16 protein-coding genes are annotated in these 16,083 nt (G+C 63.6%); 10 read left to right on the forward strand and 6 right to left on the reverse strand.

Annotated features, from left to right (window positions below; genetic code table 11):
- Positions 1–178: 178 nt before the first annotated feature.
- Positions 179–607 (forward strand): hypothetical protein, encoded by a 429-nt coding sequence (locus RA19_RS24575; protein ID WP_206540304.1) that lies wholly within the window; start codon positions 179–181, stop codon positions 605–607.
- 16 nt (positions 608–623) lie between these two features.
- Here the strand turns inward: RA19_RS24575 and RA19_RS24580 are convergent, their stop codons facing one another.
- The 3 genes from RA19_RS24580 to RA19_RS24590 form a co-directional block, all read right to left on the reverse strand.
- On the reverse strand, positions 624–1,097 hold the full coding sequence (locus tag RA19_RS24580; protein WP_039168294.1) for a GNAT family N-acetyltransferase: 474 nt from the start codon (positions 1,095–1,097) through the stop codon (positions 624–626).
- An 89-nt stretch (positions 1,098–1,186) separates the two neighbouring features.
- On the reverse strand, positions 1,187–1,963 hold the full coding sequence (locus RA19_RS24585; RefSeq protein ID WP_039168228.1) for a Bax inhibitor-1/YccA family protein: 777 nt from the start codon (positions 1,961–1,963) through the stop codon (positions 1,187–1,189).
- A 197-nt stretch (positions 1,964–2,160) separates the two neighbouring features.
- Positions 2,161–2,382, reverse strand: a complete 222-nt coding sequence (locus RA19_RS24590) for a DUF1127 domain-containing protein (RefSeq protein WP_039168231.1) — start codon at positions 2,380–2,382, stop codon at positions 2,161–2,163.
- Positions 2,383–2,507: 125 nt separating this feature from the next.
- Here RA19_RS24590 and RA19_RS24595 point away from each other — a divergent pair, with 125 nt between their 5' ends.
- Positions 2,508–3,389 (forward strand): LysR family transcriptional regulator, encoded by an 882-nt coding sequence (locus tag RA19_RS24595; protein WP_039168233.1) that lies wholly within the window; start codon positions 2,508–2,510, stop codon positions 3,387–3,389.
- A gap of 201 nt (positions 3,390–3,590) precedes the next feature.
- Here RA19_RS24595 and RA19_RS24600 read toward each other — a convergent pair whose 3' ends face one another.
- Positions 3,591–4,559, reverse strand: a complete 969-nt coding sequence (locus RA19_RS24600) for an NADPH:quinone oxidoreductase family protein (RefSeq protein WP_039168238.1) — start codon at positions 4,557–4,559, stop codon at positions 3,591–3,593.
- 354 nt (positions 4,560–4,913) lie between these two features.
- Between RA19_RS24600 and RA19_RS24605 the strand changes: the two genes are divergently transcribed.
- The 3 genes from RA19_RS24605 to RA19_RS24615 all read left to right on the forward strand — a co-directional run bounded on the left by RA19_RS24605 (position 4,914) and on the right by RA19_RS24615 (position 7,643).
- Entirely contained in the window at positions 4,914–5,285 is a 372-nt protein-coding gene (locus tag RA19_RS24605) for a helix-turn-helix domain-containing protein (protein WP_039168241.1), read from the forward strand.
- Positions 5,286–5,383: 98 nt separating this feature from the next.
- Positions 5,384–6,175 carry a histidinol-phosphatase gene (hisN, locus tag RA19_RS24610; protein WP_039168244.1) on the forward strand — a complete coding sequence of 264 codons (792 nt, stop codon included), beginning with the start codon at positions 5,384–5,386 and terminating at the stop codon, positions 6,173–6,175.
- A gap of 133 nt (positions 6,176–6,308) precedes the next feature.
- Complete coding sequence (locus tag RA19_RS24615) at positions 6,309–7,643, forward strand: 8-oxoguanine deaminase (RefSeq protein WP_039168247.1); 1,335 nt, start codon at positions 6,309–6,311, stop codon at positions 7,641–7,643.
- Between the two features lie 64 nt (positions 7,644–7,707).
- Here RA19_RS24615 and guaD read toward each other — a convergent pair whose 3' ends face one another.
- A complete protein-coding gene (guaD, locus tag RA19_RS24620) occupies positions 7,708–8,994 on the reverse strand; it encodes a guanine deaminase (RefSeq protein ID WP_039168250.1) in 1,287 nt (428 codons plus the stop codon).
- 147 nt (positions 8,995–9,141) lie between these two features.
- On the opposite strand from guaD, the gene mgtE reads away from it, so the two are divergent.
- The 5 genes from mgtE to RA19_RS27700 all read left to right on the forward strand — a co-directional run bounded on the left by mgtE (position 9,142) and on the right by RA19_RS27700 (position 14,213).
- Positions 9,142–10,530: a magnesium transporter gene (gene mgtE / locus RA19_RS24625; RefSeq protein WP_039168253.1), complete on the forward strand. Its 1,389-nt coding sequence runs from the start codon at positions 9,142–9,144 to the stop codon at positions 10,528–10,530.
- Between the two features lie 9 nt (positions 10,531–10,539).
- On the forward strand, positions 10,540–11,103 hold the full coding sequence (locus tag RA19_RS24630; protein WP_039168254.1) for a 5-formyltetrahydrofolate cyclo-ligase: 564 nt from the start codon (positions 10,540–10,542) through the stop codon (positions 11,101–11,103).
- A 51-nt stretch (positions 11,104–11,154) separates the two neighbouring features.
- Positions 11,155–11,967 carry a TIGR00282 family metallophosphoesterase gene (locus RA19_RS24635; RefSeq protein WP_039168256.1) on the forward strand — a complete coding sequence of 271 codons (813 nt, stop codon included), beginning with the start codon at positions 11,155–11,157 and terminating at the stop codon, positions 11,965–11,967.
- 222 nt (positions 11,968–12,189) lie between these two features.
- Positions 12,190–13,968 (forward strand): SLC13 family permease, encoded by a 1,779-nt coding sequence (locus RA19_RS24640; protein ID WP_039168258.1) that lies wholly within the window; start codon positions 12,190–12,192, stop codon positions 13,966–13,968.
- A gap of 113 nt (positions 13,969–14,081) precedes the next feature.
- Entirely contained in the window at positions 14,082–14,213 is a 132-nt protein-coding gene (locus tag RA19_RS27700; protein ID WP_275041756.1) for a hypothetical protein, read from the forward strand.
- 18 nt (positions 14,214–14,231) lie between these two features.
- Here RA19_RS27700 and RA19_RS24645 read toward each other — a convergent pair whose 3' ends face one another.
- Positions 14,232–16,007: an SLC13 family permease gene (locus tag RA19_RS24645; protein ID WP_039168261.1), complete on the reverse strand. Its 1,776-nt coding sequence runs from the start codon at positions 16,005–16,007 to the stop codon at positions 14,232–14,234.
- Between the last annotated feature and the right edge of the window lie 76 nt (positions 16,008–16,083).

Here is a 16,083-nt window from a genome sequence, read left to right on the forward strand (position 1 = left end):
GGGTCGCGCCAGCCGCGGCCCGTTTTCTTTTGCCGTACCCCCTGAGCTGCTTCGAATTGTTGGAAAATGCCAAACGGTTTTCCCAGCGGCACCATCGGCCAGGGCACGTTTCCGCCGCATTCCTGGTCTAGCTTGGCGCCAGTGGTTTAAAGAACATACGGGTGGATGTGCGGTGAAGGTGATCATCTATACTGCGGTGCTGGCAGCGGCCGGGGCGCCGGTCTCCAGTTCCTTTGCTGCGGGCACGGCGGTGCCCGCAGCACCAGCGGTCGAGGCGAAACTGCTGCCGGCGCAGCAGCCGGCTCAGGCAACCGCGAAGGGGCTGGCCGTGCCCTCGGACCGGGCTGTGGTCGATAAGATTGTGCGCTTGCAGGGGCGGGAGCTGACCTTGTGCCTGGTGCGCTCCGGCAGCGCCGGCATGGCGGTGCTGAGCGTCCCGGAAAACAGTTCAGTGCCCGCCCTTCCAGAGATTCCGGATGCCGAATTCCTCGATCTGGTTACGAAGGTCTCAGGCTGCGATCCGGACGGTGAAGTCCGCGAGGTGGCAAGCCACCGCGGGACAATTGCCATTTCCGCCGATCTGGATTGCTCGGCGGCCGGGTCCTGAGGCCGGCAGCCTGGATCTACGCCCGCCACTCCGCCATGGTCAGAACCGGCTCCATCCCCATGCCCTTCATCAGCGCCGCCGAGGCCGTGTTGAAGGGGGCATAGGTGGCGGCTACCACCGTGGCGCCTGCCTCCAGAGATCTTGCCTTCATCTCTCCTAGCAGGGCCTTTCCCACACCCATGCGGCGCCAGGCTTCGGTCACCGAGATATGGTGCAGCATGGCCCGGATTTCGGCTGCGCGGACAGGCAGGGCAGGGCGATCCTGCAGTTCATAGATGACATAGCCCAGCAGGGCTCCCTGCGGGCTCTCCGCCGCCAGAGCAGAAACACTCTCCTCCTTCAGCCAGCCCTCCAGCCATTGCGCCAGTTCAGCGCTGCCTGGTTCCGGAATGTGGCGCTCGGGCTGGTAGGCGGCATGCAGCGCGTGCAGGTCCTGCAGCAGCGGCAGCAGGCGCTTGGCGTCTGCAGCGGGAATTTCAATGATCTTCATGGCGAATTCCTTCTTGTTATCTTTGCGCAAAAGAAGAGGGGCGGATCGTTGTGATCCGCCCCTCGCTGTCTTTGGAATGTGGTGTGCGCTTATTCGCGGTTTCCAAGCAGCTGGAGCAGCATCATGAACATGTTGATGAAGTCCAGGTAGAGGCTGAGAGCGCCCATGATCGCCGATTTCGCCAGCCACTCCTGATCGCCAGCATGGGCCATCTGCAGGTAGTCGTTCTTGATACGCTGGGTGTCATAGGCGGTGAGGCCTGCAAAGATCAGAACGCCGATCACCGAAATCGCAAAGGCCATGGCCGAGGAGGCCAGGAAGATGTTGACGATCGAGGCCACGATCAGGCCGATCAGGCCCATGATCAGGAAGGCGCCCATGCCGGACAGGTCCTTCTTGGTGGTGTAGCCCACCAGCGACAGGCCGGCAAAGGCGATCGAGGTGATCAGGAACACCTGCACGATGCTCTCGCCGGTGAACACCAGAAAGATCGAGCTGATCGACAGGCCCATCACAGTGGCAAAGACGTAGAAAAGCAGCTGCACGCCAGCAGCGGACATGCGGTTGGCTGCGGCGCCGATGCCAAAGACAAAGGCCAGCGGGGCAAACATGATGACCCATTTCAGCGGTGAGGCGTAAAGCGCATAGCCGATATTGGTCAGGTACTTGTCAGCGCTCAGCTGGGCCACGGCGTTGGCCGGGTCGGCAGTGACGGCCAGCCCGGCAATTGCCCAAGCCGCCAGGAAAGTGATGAACGTGCCTGCGGCCATGGTGCCGTAGACTTTGTTCATGTGGGCGCGCAGGCCCTCGTCAATCTGCGCGGCGCGTGCGCCGGCGGCAGACCGGATGGTGTCAAATTGTGCCATCTGCAATGGTCTCCGTAAATTACTCCCTTGCTGCCGGCGCGCGAACAGGGCCGCGGCAGGCAGCTTTCCCGGTAAATATCGGGGGAAGCGCGCTTTGGTTCAAGTATTTCAGGTAAGAATTGCCGGAAAAAACAAGCAAACGGGCCGCATTTTTGCGGCCCGCTCCCAACAGCGGCTTGTACCGGCCGTCTGAGGGCTCAGCAGCTCCAGTGATCCGGCGCGCTCCAGGCCCCGCGGCGGGCCTCGGCCTCGGCTTCCGCCCGGGTCACGCCGATGTCCTCCAGGGCGCGCGCGTCGAGCTTGGCCAGCTGGCGGCGCTGGCGCCAGGCGGCCAGATGCAGACCTATGCGGGCGGTCAGGGACAGGCGCGGCTTGGCGGCGGTGCAGGGGACGGAGCGGGTGGAGGTCAGGTAGGTCATGGCGCGGATCCTTCAGTTAAGTTTGTGATGGTTCCCTTTCGGGTGATCATTTCTGTTGATGAATATGGGGGTGTATGGCATATTTTGAAAGCGAATGTTTTTGATGCAACTCATCAGGTGTCGTGATGGTTAGAAATCTTGATATCACCACGCTCCGCTCCTTTGTGGCGGTGGCGGACCATGGCGGGGTGACCCGCGCCGCGGGCTTCCTGCATCTCACCCAGTCGGCGGTGTCGATGCAGCTGAAACGGCTGGAGGAGCTGTTGGGGCTGGACCTGCTGGACCGCTCCGGGCGCAGCATTGCACTGACGGCGTCAGGCGAGCAGCTCCTGGCCTATGCCCGCCGTATGGTGGCAATGAATGACGAGGTGATCGCGCGGCTGACTGATCAGGCCTTTGAGGGCGAGGTGATTCTCGGGGTGCCCCATGACGTGGTGCATCCGGTGATCCCGCAGGTGATGCAGCGGTTCAATGCCAGCTACCCGCGGGTGAACGTCAATCTGTGCACCTCGAACACCCGCGAGCTGAAGGCGGAGTTCGCGCGCGGCAAGATGGACCTGATCCTGACCACCGAAACAGGGGCGGGCGAGGGCAGCGAGACCATCCACCAGATGCCGTTGCGCTGGGTTGGCGCAGTGAACGGATCGGCCTGGCGGCAGCGGCCGCTGCGGCTGGGGTTCTGCCGCAAGTGCATTTTCCGCACTGAGGCGACCGCGGCGCTGGATGCGGAAGGCGCGGCCTGGGAAATGGCGCTCGACAGCGATTCCGACCGCACGGTGGAGGCAACCGTCAGCGCAGATCTCGCTGTCGGTGTGCTGCTCGAGGGCACCCAGCCGCCGCATCAGGAGCTGATCGATCACGGCGGCACCCTGCCGGAGCTGCCGGTTCAGCACATCAACCTCTATGGCGCCGAAAAAGTGCGGGCGCCCTTTGTCGAAGAGCTCGCTGCGCTGATCCGCCAAGGCTTCGCCGCCATGCGGCCGGTGCCGCTGCGGGCGGCCAGCTAAAGCCGCAAAGCAGAGGGCTGGAAACAGAAGCGGGGGAGGTGCTCCCGCGCCCGCAGGATGCCCTGGCTTCGCCAGAGCCACCTTGGCGGCCTTGGGCCAGGCTCAGCGCTTAAGGCGCTGAGCCTGGCCCAACGGGAGCGGTGCATTTTCAAATGCGCTTGCGACGGGCGGGAGGACCGCCGGGAGAGGCGGCGCCGGGGATCAGCTGGTGCTGTCCATAGTGATGACAACTTTGCCGGTGGATTTCCGGCTGCGCAGCAGCTCCAGCCCTTCGGCGGCCTGCTCCAGCGGCAGGGTGTGGCTGATGTGGGGTTTGATCCGGCCCGTGCTGTGCCACGCAAACAGTGTCTCAAAAGACTGCCGCACGGCTTCGGGGCGGAACTTCATGTAGCCGCCGAGATAGAACCCGATCACGGTCAGGTTTTTCACCAGCAGATGGTTGGCGGGAATTTGCGGAACCTCGCCCCCGGCAAAGCCCACCGGCAGCAGCCGTGCACCCGGGTTGGCAGAGCGGAAAGCGGCCTTCCAGACATCGCCGCCAATCGCGTCATACACCACGTCAGCGCCGCCCAGCCCCTTTACGGCGGCGCGCAGGTCTTCATCGGCGTCGATCAGGTGGTCAGCGCCGGCCGCTGCAGCAACCTCCAGCTTGTCCTTGCCGCGGGCCTGGGCAATCACCGTTGCCCCCATAAGCTTGCCGATTTCCACCGCTGTCAGGCCAACGCCGCCGGCGGCCCCGGTAACCAGCAAGGTCTCCCCGGGCTGCATTCTGGCGCAGTGATCCAGCGCCATATGGCTGGTGCCATAGGCGATCTGCAGCGCCGCCGCATGTTCAAAACTCATAGTGTCAGGGATCCGGATCAGACGTGCGGCGTCGAACACCCCTGCTTCGGCGAGCCCGCCGGAACCGCCGAATACCGCCACCCGGTCGCCGATGGCAAATCCTTCAGCGCCGGGGCCAAGCGCGGTGACAACGCCAGCGGCTTCCAGTCCAAGGGTGAAAGGCGGCTCCGGCGTATCCTGGTAACTGCCCTTGATCATCAGCAGATCAGCAAAGTTCAGCCCGCAGGCACGCAGCGCAACAGCGGCCTCTCCGGGTCCTGGCGGCGGACATGCAGCCTCCGTCAGGACCGGGGCGCTGCCTGGGGCGGGAACCTGGAAAACTCTCATGATTTTTTCCTCACCTTTTGCGTGAATCAGTGTGATTCGCGGGGTCACACTGGCGGGGCTCCGCAGGGGAGCGCACCTCGCTATTTTTGGGGAGGTACGCGAACGGCAGCTGATTGGCAATAAAACGTTTAGAAAAATGATACATGAAATCATGCGCTTGGGCTTCGGCGGCCGGCCGGGGGCGACGGCAGCCTTGCAATCAATCGCAAGGGTTGTACACTTTTGCGCAGAGGTTGAGCTCAGATCGCTCTGATGGGGAAACATGTTTCCGGTACGGATTTGACTTCACCGGAACAGGTTTATGGAATGCAGCGGTCCGGGTTGCAGCCGGATTTTTGAGACTAGGAGAAACGCATGGCTCATCCCGTTGACGTGCATGTGGGAAAGCGTATCCGCCACCGCCGGTGGCTGATCGGCATGACGCAGCAGCAACTCGCCGAACAGGTCGGCATCAAATTCCAGCAAATTCAGAAATATGAAACCGGTGCAAACCGGGTCAGCGCCTCCCGGCTCTGGGACATCTCCGATGCCCTCGAAGTGCCGGTCAGCTTCTTTTTCGAAGGGCTGCAGGAAGAAGGCAAAGCCCCGGCTGAGAAAGCCGCGGTGCCGGAGGACCTGATGGGGGACAAGGAAGCGCTTGATTTGGTGCGCTCCTATTACGCAATTCCGGAAAACCAGCGCCGCCGCCTGTTTGAACTGGCCCGCGTGCTGAGCGACGCGGCCTGAAACCGGGACGGCGTCTAAGACTGTCTTTGCGGCGCAATCCTTGCAGAAGGCGGGATTTGCGCTTGCAATAAAAGCGGCCGGGTGGCACCCCTAAGGGCATGACACAGGCCGCCTTTTCCGATCTTGATGTTGCGCACAGGATGGCAGACGCAGCCCGCGCCGCCATCCTGCCGCATTTCCGCACCGCTTCCCTGAATGCTGAGAACAAGCTGGCCGGCGGGTTTGATCCCGTCACCGTGGCCGACCGCGCAGCCGAGCAGGCGATGCGGGCGGTGCTGGCGGAACTGCGGCCCGAGGATGGCATCCTGGGGGAGGAGTTTGGCACCGAACAAGGCAGCTCGGGCCGCACCTGGGTTCTGGACCCGATCGACGGCACCCGCGGTTTCATCAGCGGCACGCCGACCTGGGGTGTGCTGATAGCACTCGCGGACGAAAACGGTCCCTTTCTCGGGGTGATCGACCAGCCCTACACCGGTGAACGGTTCTGCGGCGGCCCTGATATCGCCTCGATGACGGGCCCGCTGGGCGAGCATTCCTTGCAAACCCGCACCACCGCAGCGCTGGAAGATGCCATTCTGTTCACCACCTTTCCGGAAGTCGGCACTCCGGAAGAACGCGCTTCCTTTGAGCGCGTAGCTGCCTGCGCCAAGCTCACCCGCTACGGAACCGATTGCTATGCCTATGCGCTGGTGGCGGCCGGGCAGGTTGATCTGGTGATCGAGGCTGGCCTTAATCCTTACGACATTCAGGCGCCGATTGCTCTGATCCAGGCGGCGGGCGGCATCGTCACCGATTGGCAGGGCAATCCGGCCCACAACGGCGGCCGTGCCCTGGCGGCTGCCAATGCGGAAATTCACGCCGCAGCGCTGGAACTGCTGCGCCAGTCCTGAACTCGGCCGGTCCTGAACTGCTTGAAACCGGCTGCCCCGGGCTGTAGCCTGCGCCTCAGGCCGGTTCTTTGCCCGTTTTCCATCGGCTGTCACACATTCCTCTGAAGCGGGCTGCCAAAAGGAGTGTGTGACTATGGCAGAAATTCTGATTCAAAATGCGGACACCATTCTGACGATGGATGACCGCCGCCAAGTGCTGCGTGGCGCCGATGTGCTGATCCGGGAGGGGCAGATCGCGGCCATAGGGCAGGGGCTGGAGACAGCCGGCGAAATCGTTTCAGGCCGCGGCTGCGTGGTCACTCCGGGCCTGGTGAACACCCACCACCACCTCTACCAGAACCTCACCCGCGCGGTGCCGGGCGCGCAGGATGCGCTGCTGTTCGGCTGGCTCCAGCGGCTCTACCCGATCTGGGCGCGCTTCACCCCCGACGAGATGTTTGTCTCCGCCCAGCTGGGCCTGGCGGAACTGGCGTTGTCGGGCTGCACGCTCAGCTCTGACCACCTCTACCTTTATCCCAATGGTGCTCGGCTGGAGGACACCATCCACGCCGCCCGCGAAGTGGGCCTGCGTTTCCACCCGACCCGCGGCGCTATGAGCATCGGCGAAAGCGACGGGGGGCTGCCGCCGGACAGCCTGGTCGAGAATGAACGCGCCATCCTGGATGACATGATCCGCGTGGTCGACAGCTTCCACGACGCCTCCGAAGGCTCCATGGTCCGGGTCGGTTTGGCCCCGTGTTCGCCGTTCTCTGTGAGCCGAGAGCTGATGCGCGACGCCGCCATCCTGGCCCGCGACAAGGGGGTGATGCTGCACACCCACCTGGCCGAGAACGACGAGGACATTGCCTATTCCGAGGCCAACTTCGGCTGCCGCCCCGGTCAATATGCCGAGGAACTCGGCTGGACTGGCGATGACGTCTGGCACGCCCACTGCGTGAAGCTTGATGGGCAAGAGATTGACCTCTTTGCCAAAACCCGTACCGGCGTCGCCCATTGCCCCTGTTCCAACTGCCGTCTGGGCAGCGGCATCGCGCCCGTGCGTGCAATGCGCGATGCTGGCGTGCCGGTTGGCCTGGGGGTCGACGGTTCTGCCAGCAACGACATGGCCAGCCTCAGCGGCGAGGCGCGCCAGGCCATGCTGCTGCAGAGGGTCGCCAATGGCGCCGATGCGATGAGCGCCTATGAGGCGCTGGAAATCGCCACCCGCGGCGGCGCCGATGTGCTGGGCCGCCCCGACTGCGGCCGCCTGGAGCCTGGTAAACGCGCCGATATCGCAATCTGGGACACCAAAGGGGTGGCCTCCAGCGGCAGCTGGGACGCCGCCGCGCTGCTGCTGGCCGGCCCCACCCAGGTCAAGCACCTCTTTGTTGAAGGCAGGCAGATTGTCAAAGGCGGCGAAATCACCACGCTGGATATGCCGCGCCTTCTGGAACGCCATGGCCAGCTTGCCCAGCGGCTGATGGACTAGGAGCCCAGTTCTTCTTCTGGCCAAAAATATCCCCGCCGGGGGCAGAGGCGCGCCAGCGCCTCACCTAAACCCGCCGGCCGCCGATCCAAACCTCGGCGACCGCGCGGTCATCGCCCATCATGATAGTCGGAAATACCGCCTCCCATAGATCCAACGCGCGTTCAGAACGCTGCGCAATCGCCGGGGTGGAGGCCAGATCCAGCACCGCCAGATCTGCCTCCATGCCGGCCGCGATATTTCCGATCTTACTCTCCATCCGCAGCGCCGCCGCCGACCCCTGGGTCGCCAGCCACAACAATTGCGCCGCGTGCAGCGGTGTGCCGCGCAGCTGGCCGATTTCATAAGCCGCTGCCATGGTGCGCAGCATCGAGAAACTCGATCCGCCTCCGGTATCTGTCGCCAGCCCGATCCGCTGCCCCTCAGCCATCAGCCCGGCCATGTCGAACAGGCCTGACCCGATGAACGTATTGGACGTCGGGCAATGGATCAAAGCCGCGCCGAACTCCCGCAGCCGGTGCCGTTCGCGCTCTTCCAGATGGATCGCATGGCCGTAAAGCCCCTTGGCGCCCAGCAGCCCGAATTCTTCGTATGTGTCCAGGTAATCACGCGCTTGCGGGAACAACTCCCGAACCCAGGCGATCTCGTCAGTTTGCTCGCTCAGATGCGTCTGCATAAGGCATTCCGGGTGCTTGGCCCACAATGCCCCCATCGCCTCCAGCTGCTCAGGGCTGGAAGTCGGCGAAAAGCGCGGCGTAATCGCATACTCCAGCCGGTCAACCCCGTGCCAGTGCCCAATCAGCGCCTCCGAGTCGTCATAGGCCGACTGCGCCGTGTCCCGCAGCCCCTCCGGCGCGTTGCGGTCCATGCAGGTCTTGCCTGCGACCACCCGCTGCCCGCGCACCTGCGCCGCGGAGAAGAACGCCTCCACGCTTTCGGGGCGGATGGTGCAATAGCTGCAGACCGTGGTGGTGCCATGCGCTGTGGTCAGATCCAGGTAGCGGCCGGCGATCTCATTTGCATATTCCCGGTCCGCAAACCGCATCTCCTCCGGAAAGGTATAGCTGTTCAGCCAATCGATCAGCCGCTTGCCCCAGCTGGCGATGATCGCGGTCTGCGGGTAATGCACATGGGCATCGACAAACCCCGCCATGATCAGGTGCGGGCCGTAGTCCACTATCAAGGCCCCCGGCAGCAGCGCCTGCATTTCTGCCAGGGTGCCGGTGCCTGCTACCTTGTCTCCGCTCACACCCACGGCCTCATCCAGCCGGGCGGCGTCCTCCGGGCGCTCCCCGGTGAAGGGGGAGTGGGAAAAAGACAGCACTTGCCCAATTAGAATGTAATCCGCAGCCATTCCGTCCAGCCTTTCCTTGCAAATGCGCCGTGCTCAGGATACCCGCGCCTCAAGCTCCGGTAAATTGGCCCATTGCCGTTGTTTTCCGGTAAGCGCTTCTTCTATTTTACGGGCAAACACTCAAGAAAATACTCCGGGGGGCATCACATGAGCAGCGGCGACAATATCACCGGCGACCTGTCTCAGGATGATGCCTATGACCTGGACCGCACCCTGGTGGCCCAGGTCCGCGACGCGGTGGACCGCGGCGATCAGGCTGAGCTGACAGCGCTGCTGGAAGACCTGCACGCCGCCGACATCGCCGACCTTCTGGAACAGGTCAGCCCGCAGGAACGGGAAGACCTGATCCGGCTTTACGACCGCGAGTTCGACGGCGACATCCTCTCGGAGCTGGATGAAAGCATCCGCGAAGAGGTGATCGGCATCCTCAACCCGGCGGTTCTGGCCGAGGCGGTGCGGGAGCTGGAAAGCGACGATGTCGTCGACCTTCTGGAAGACCTTGAGGAGCCGCAGCAGGAAGCCATTCTGGATGTGCTGGAAGATGCCGACCGGGTTGCGGTCGAGCAGTCGCTGAGCTTCCCTGAAAACTCCGCCGGCCGTCTGATGCAGCGCGAGGTGGTGATGGCGCCCGAGCATTGGAACGTTGGCCAGGCCATTGATTTCATGCGCGAGTCCGATGATCTTCCGGAGCAGTTCTACCACATGGTTCTGGTTGATCCGCGCACCCATCCGATCGGCAATGTCACCCTGGGCCGGATCATGGGCGCCAAGCGCGAGGTGCCACTGAAGGAGCTGGTCGAGGAGACCTTCCAGGTGATCCCGGCCGACCAGGACGAGGAAGACGTGGCCTATGCCTTCAACCAGTACCACCTGATCTCGGCGCCGGTGACGGATGAGGAAGGCCGCCTGGTCGGGGTCATCACCATCGACGACGCCATGGTGGTGCTGGACGAAGAACACGAGGAAGACATCCTGCGCCTCGCCGGTGTCGGCGAGGAAAGCTCGCTGGCCGACAAGGTGATCGAGACCACCAAGCGCCGCTTTCCGTGGCTGGCAGTGAACCTGGTGACCGCGGTGCTGGCCTCGCTGGTGATTGCCCAGTTCGAGGCCGCGATTGCCCAGATCGTGGCGCTTGCGGTGCTGATGCCGATTGTCGCCTCGATGGGCGGCAATGCCGGCACCCAGTCGCTGACCGTTGCCGTGCGCGCGATTGCCACCCGTGACCTTACAGGCTCCAACGTCTGGCGGGTGATCCGCCGTGAGGTGCTGGTGGGGCTGGTCAATGGGCTGATCTTTGCAGTGGTGATGGGCATTGTAGGGATTGCCTGGTTCGGCTCGCCGATGCTGGGCGCGGTGATTGCCGTCGCGATGGTGATCAATCTGGTCGTGGCCGGGCTGGCAGGCACAGTGATCCCGGTTCTACTTGAGAAAATGAACATCGACCCGGCGCTGGCCTCCGGCGCCTTTGTGACCACCGTGACCGATGTGGTCGGCTTCTTCGCCTTCCTCGGGCTCGCCGCCGCCGTATTGCTTTAGGAGACCGCCATGATGGATCTGACCGAGATTAAAGCCGCCGCTCGCAAAGCCGCCTTTGCCCGCCGCAAGGAAGCGCATGCCCGCAATCTGCCGGGCGTCGCCGGACATCTGGCTGAGGTGCTGGCCGGCTATCGCGGCGTGCCTTTGGCGGGCTACATGCCGATCCGCACCGAGATCGATCCGCTGCCGGTGATGGCCGAGGCTGCGGCGCACGGCCCCGTCGGTGTGCCGGTGATCATGGGCGAGGGGATGCCGCTGAAATTCAGCCGCTGGCAGCCGGAAGGCGCCATGCGCGATGGCCCCTTCGGTGCCCGTGTGCCTGAGGTAGATGATTTCTTCGAGCCGGAAATCGTGGTGGTGCCGCTGGTCGCCTTTGACGCCAAGGGCGGACGCTTGGGCTACGGCGGCGGCTTCTACGACCGCACGCTGGAGCTTTTGCGCGGCAAGCGGGCAACCCTGGCGATCGGCTTTGCCTTTGACGCTCAGGAAGCCGAAGAGCTGCCGCTGGAGCCCACCGACCAGCCGCTCGACATGATGGTCACCGAAAGCCGCATTCTGCAGTTTTCGCGTTAAGCCGCCCGGCAGACACTTGTCCTGCGGCGCCTCGCAGCCTAGGAGACAGAAATGCGAATTCTGTTTCTAGGCGATGTGATGGGCCGCGCCGGGCGCCGTGCCATTACCGAAACCCTGCCGCGGCTGCGGCAGGAATGGCGGCTCGATTTTGTTGTGGTGAACGGCGAAAACGCCTCAAACGGCATGGGGCTCAGCGGTGAGCACGCCAAGCTGCTGCTGGATGCGGGTGTCGACTGCCTGACTTTGGGCGATCATGCCTTTGATCAGAAGGACATGCTGCAGTTCATCGAGAAAGAGCAGCGCATTATCCGGCCACTGAACTTCGCCAAGGGTGCACCGGGCCTCGGTTACAGGCTGTTCCAAGCACCGGGCGGGCGAAAGGTGCTGGTGGTGCAGGTACTGGGCCAGGTCTTCATGAAACGCGCCTTTGACGATCCTTTCGGCGCAGTGGAAGCCGTGCTGAAGTCGCACCCGCGCGGCGGGCTGGCCCAGGCCATCATCGTCGACATGCACTGCGAAGCCACCTCCGAGAAGATGGCGATGGGCCACTTCTGCAATGGTCGCGCTTCGCTGGTGGTGGGCACCCACACCCATGTGCCGACGGCGGATGCGCAGATCCTGTCGGAGGGCACTGGCTACCTGACCGACGCAGGCATGTGCGGCGACTACAATTCCGTCATCGGCATGGACAAGGCGGAACCGATGCGCCGCTTCCTGACCGGCATGCCGAAAGCCCGCTTTACGCCCGCAAACGGCGAGGCAACCTTGTCCGGCGTCTTTGTTGAAACCGACGACCGCACCGGCGCCGCCAAGCAGATTCGCATGGTGCGCAACGGCGGCCTGCTGCAGGACGCCGCCCCCTGAACCCGCCTGAGCCCGATTGGGGTTCTCCAGATGCCGCCGCTTGCAGGAGGATTTATCTGCAAGCCGGCGCTTTGTTGTAAAAAATCCTGAAATTTCTATCGGGAAGCGGAGAAGATGCGGAATTTCTTGCTCCGCCAAGGGGTTTGGGGGAAACTGCCCGATGGCGGCACGTCTTCGGGCGCAATCAACCCGCCTGTAACACTATGGGCGTAGTCACGGCATATGCAGATTTTCCAATTCGGTGACACCGGCAGTGCGTTTCTGGCGCTCGCCATTGTCCTGGCCATGTTCGTGGCGTTCTTGCGCGAGACCTATCCGACCGAAGTGGTGGCGCTGACCGGCGTCTCCGCAATGCTGGCCACCGGCGTTCTGCCGTATGACCAGGCTTTGCCGGTCTTGTCCAACCCGGCGCCCTGGACCATCGCGGCCATGTTCATCATCATGGGCGCCCTGGTGCGAACCGGGGCGCTGGATGCCTTCACCCAGATCGCCAAGAAACAGGCCGAGGTGAATCCCAGGCTGGCGGTGGCGCTGCTAATGGCTTTTGTTGTGGCGGCCTCTGCCGTGGTGTCCAACACGCCGGTTGTTGTGGTCATGATTCCGGTGTTTGTGCAGATTGCACGCACGCTTGGTGTCTCTGCCTCCAAGATGCTGATCCCGCTAAGCTATGCGGCGATCCTGGGTGGCACGCTCACGCTGATCGGCACCTCGACTAACCTGCTGGTGGATGGTGTTGCCCGGGCGCAGGGCATGGAGGCTTTCAGCATCTTCGAGGTCACGCCGCTGGGGCTGATCCTGGTGGTCTATGGCATGGTTTATCTCCGCTTCATCGCCCCGAAGCTGCTGCCAGACCGCGACAGCATGGCGATGCTGCTCAGCGACAAGTCCAAGATGAAGTTCTTCACCGAGGCAGTGATCCCGCCGGACAGCAACCTGATCGGCCGTGAAGTCACCGGCGTGCAACTGTTCAAGCGCCCCGGCGTGCGTCTCATTGACGTGATCCGCGGCGATGCCTCGCTGCGCCGCAACCTCAAGGGGGTGGAGTTGCAGGTGGGCGACCGGGTCGTTCTGCGTACCAGGATGACCGAACTCCTTAGCCTGCAGTCCAACAAAGAGCTGAAGCGGGTGGATCAGGTCTCGGCGGTGGAGACCGAAACCGTTGAGGTGCTGATCACCCCGGGCTGCCGCATGGTGGGCCGCTCGCTTGGCGCCTTGCGCCTGCGCCGCCGCTATGGCGTCTATACGCTGGCGGTGCACAGGCGGAACCAGAACATAGGCGTGCAGCTGGATGACCTGGTGGTGCGGGTGGGGGACACGCTGCTGCTGGAAGGCGCGCCCGCCGATATTCAGCGCCTGGCAGCGGATATGGACCTGGCCGATGTCTCGCAGCCGACCCAGCGCGCCTACCGCCGCAGCCATGCGCCGATTGCCATTGCAGCGCTGTTCGGCATCGTGCTGCTGGCCGCCTTTGGCGTCGCCCCGATCCTGATGCTGTCTGTCTTTGCCGTGGCGCTGGTCTTTGTCACTCGCTGCATCGACGCGGATGAGGCGTTTTCCTTCATTGACGGCAGCCTCTTGGCGCTGATTTTTTCCATGCTGGCCATCGGTGCGGCGCTGGAAAGCTCCGGCGCGGTGGAGTTGATCGTCAACGCCATAGCCCCCTTCCTGTCGATGCTGCCGCCGTTCCTCCTGGTCTGGGCTGTTTATCTGCTGACCTCGGTGCTGACCGAGCTGGTCTCCAACAACGCGGTGGCCGTGGTGGTGACCCCGATTGCTATCGGATTGGCCCAGGCCATGGGCGTAGATCCCCGGCCGCTGGTGGTGGCGGTGATGGTGGCGGCCTCGGCATCGTTTGCCACGCCCATTGGCTATCAGACCAACATGCTGGTCTACGGTCCCGGCGGCTATAAGTTCACCGATTTCCTGCGCGTCGGCATCCCTTTGAACCTGAGTGTTGGCCTGCTGGCCTCGCTGATCATTCCCTTCATCTGGCCGCTTTGATCCGGGCCGGCCTAGACAGCGGTGGCGGCTTTCCGCCGTCTCTGCAGATGTTTACGGAAAGTTATTGAAGCAATGCCCATATGAAACCGGGAGAGGTTTCAAAGGGTGGGGAAATGGACTTCAAGAAAACATTCCTGATTGTGGTGCTTGCAGGCTCTACCGCAATTGCACTGATGTCGCAGGCCTGGGCCGTCAATCACGCCGATCCTGGGCAGGAGGCTGAGGAACCCGCAAAATCCTTGTGAGGGGTTTGGGGCCGCGGATCACAAAGGCCAGAACAGCAGAATGGCGGGGATCGACACTGCAATAACCAGAGCCTCCAGCGGCAGGCCCATGCGCCAGTAGTCGCCAAAACGGTATCCGCCGGGACCAAGCACCAGCGTGTTGTTCTTGTGCCCGATCGGGGTCAGGAAGGCAGCCGAAGCCGCGACAGCGACCGCCATCAGGAACGGGTCCGGAGACACCCCGAGCGACTCCGCCATCTGGATGCCGACCGGGGCTGCGACAATGGCTGTTGCGGTGTTGTTCAGCACATCCGACAGCGTCATGGTGACGACCATCAGTACAGTCAGCACTGCCCAGGCGGGCAGTCCTGCGGTCAGGCCCGTCAGCGCACCTGCAATCAAAGCCGTCCCGCCCGAGGCGTCCAGCGCGGCACCCAGCGGGATCATCGACCCAAGCAGCACAACCACCGGCCATTCAATATGGTCATAGATCTCTGCCACCGGCAGGATCTTCAGCAGGACATAGCCTATCGCGACCAGCCCCAAGGCCACCGGCAAGTACAGCAGGCCAATTGAAGCCGCGAGAACTGCAGCGGCAAACAGGCCTATGGCTGCCCAGGTCTTGTCATTGGCAGTAACCGCCAGCCCGCGCTCTGCCAGCGGCAGGCAGCCCAGCCAGTCGGTGACATCAGCGCTGCGCCCGCGCGGGCACAAGAGCAGCAGGATGTCGCCAGCCTCGATCTCCGTCTGGCGAATGTGCCGGGTAATCCGGCGGCCCTGGCGCGATACCCCCAGCAGCACCGCGCTTTGCCGCCAGGCCAGGCCGATGGACTGGGCGCTGCGGCCGCGGATGCGGGCGGTCTCCGGCACCACCACCTCGGCCAGCTCCAGCCCGTCGCCCGCTGCCGTCAGCTTCTCCTGCCGCGCTGCGTCGGCGAAATCCAGTTTCAAGGCGCTGCGGAACTCGTCCAAGGCTTCCGGCTCCGCCTCAAGGACCAGCGTGTCGCCTTCCTTCAGCAAGGCAGCTGCAGACCGGCCATAGCGCCGTTTGCCGTCCCGGATCAGACCGAGAATGGCCACATCCGCTTTCTCGGCCTCTTCATCCAGCTCTCCCAGCCGCTTGCCGATCAGTTCGGAACCCTCGCCGACCGTCAGTTCTGCCATATACGGCGCCAGCTGCGCTTCCGACGCGCCGGCCGCATTCTCCCGCGCCGGGATCAGCCGCCAGCCGATCAATGCCACAAACGCCAGGCCTGCGAGCGCTGCCGTGCCGCCCACCGGAGCAAAATCGAACATCCGGAACGGCTCGCCCAAGGTCTCCTCCCGGAATGCAGCTATGATGATGTTGGGCGGTGTGCCAATGAGCGTCACCATGCCGCCCAGGATAGTGGCAAAAGAGAGAGGCATCAGGCTAAGCCCAGGCGCGCGGCCCGCCTTGCGCGCGGTCTGAATATCGACGGGCATCAAGAGCGCCAGCGCCGCCACATTGTTCATAAAGGCCGACAGCACCGCGCCAACCCCGCCCATCAGTGCGATATGCGCGCCAAGCCCGCGCGCACTGTCCACCAGCGTCCGGGTGATCAGGAACACGGCGCCCGATCGCACCAGCCCGGCCGAAACAATCAGCACCAGCGCCACCACCAGCGTCGCAGGGTGCCCGAAACCGGCAAAGGCGTCCCCGGCCGGCACCACTCCCAGAACGACCCCCGCCATCAGCGCGGCAAAGGCGACCAGATCGTATCGGAAACGCCCCCACAACAGCAGGGCAAAGACAGCAGCAAATAACGCAAACAAAACGGCCTGATCATATGTCATACCGCCAGCTTAGCCCCGAAACCCCGCGGAACAAGGGGGATGGCGGGGCAGGGACGCTTGAAAGCCACCCCCGGCC

The organism is Leisingera sp. ANG-M1, from assembly GCF_000813745.1.
GTDB lineage: Bacteria > Pseudomonadota > Alphaproteobacteria > Rhodobacterales > Rhodobacteraceae > Leisingera.